Source organism: Streptomyces albireticuli (assembly GCF_021228125.1).
Classification (GTDB): domain Bacteria; phylum Actinomycetota; class Actinomycetes; order Streptomycetales; family Streptomycetaceae; genus Streptomyces; species Streptomyces albireticuli.
Map to the genome: position 1 here is coordinate 1 of NZ_JAJQQS010000076.1, position 1,378 is coordinate 1,378.

At 67.3% G+C, this 1,378-nt stretch carries 1 protein-coding gene; it reads left to right on the forward strand.

Features of this window, described 5'->3' with window-relative positions; translation table 11 throughout:
- Positions 1 to 302: 302 nt before the first annotated feature.
- On the forward strand, positions 303 to 1,016 hold the full coding sequence (locus LUZ64_RS36620; protein WP_232399072.1) for a GNAT family N-acetyltransferase: 714 nt from the start codon (positions 303 to 305) through the stop codon (positions 1,014 to 1,016).
- Positions 1,017 to 1,378: the final 362 nt, after the last annotated feature.

Here is a 1,378-nt window from a genome sequence, read left to right on the forward strand (position 1 = left end):
GACTGCACTCAAGTCTGGGCATGACCAGTCCCACCGAGTACGAAGCAGCACACTACGCTGACACAGAACCAGTAGCCGGCTGATCACCGGCCAACAAACCACCGGCAGGAAAGTCGGAACGGTTCATTACGTCGTTAGGTTGGAGGCGTGACGAGGGCCTGGAGCCGACTTCTCGCCTGGTTCATCGCACAGCAATTGAACAGGAGCCATCCGTGGCCGACACTTGGCAGACCACCCCAGACGTTCGTGTCGAGGACCGAAACGGGCAGAACCATCCGGATCGCCCTGCGGCCTTCGATGACGTGGCGATACGTCAGGCTCGCAACTCCGCGGCGTTCTGGGCCGCGACCGGAGATTCCCGTGGCCACGAGGTGATCCGCCGACGCGGCTTCCTCGCCGTGCTCGGCGGCGAGCGCGCCGGGACGCGCGTCTTGCTGCAGGAATCCGACCTCGACGTACGCGAGCTCGCCGAGTTGACCGAGCTGGCCGGCCGATCGACCGGACCGGTGGACATCGAGGATCCCTTCAGCTCCACCGACCTGAGTCCTCTGGACATGCGCAGCTGGCAGATGCCCATCATGGTGCGCCCGCCCGGCCCTGTCGCCGCCCCCGCGATGGAGGTGATCCGAGTCCGGCGGGCGCGTGAGCTGGAGACCGCCGAGCGCATCGTGATCGACGGCTTCGAGCTGACCGGATTCACCCCTTGCCGTCCCGGTGAGATGTTCCCCGCGGCACTGATCGAGCAGCCGGGTGTGGACGTCTTCCTCGCCGTTCTCGACAGCGAGGCGGTCGGAGCCGCTGTCACCGTCGTCCACGACGGGTCCGGCAGCCACTACTGGGTCGGCACGCCGTCGGCGTCCCGCTCCCGCGGCGCCGGGCGGGCAGTCATGCTCGGTTCGCTCGCGCCCATGGCGGACCTTCCGGTAACGCTGACCGCCTCGCGGCTCGGACGGCCGCTGTACGAGTCGCTGGGCTTCACCGCCGTCACCGCGTCGACCTGGTGGTCCTCGCGGTGACTGCCGCTGAGGCGTGACGTGAGGCGGTAGCGGAGGGGGCGGGGCGGTGGGCGGGTCAGGAAGGGTCGAGGCCGAGGCCGAGGCCGAGGAACGCTCTCCGGGCGAGATCTCTCCGGGTCGTGGGACTCCCACATTCTGGTCACTGTCGACGAGTGCGTGGTCACTGAGGGTGGGTGGGGTGTGAGGTGGGGCATGGGACCCAGGTCACCTACGAGTGGGGGTAGTGGTTTCCGTGACCCCCGAAATCGGACATGTCGGGCGTTTGGGTGGGGGTGGTGTGGGCTGGTGTGAACGATGGGGGGTAGTAGGTCACATCTTTGCCAGGGGGATTTCGCGCCGCTAACAATTGCGGGGTCGCTTGG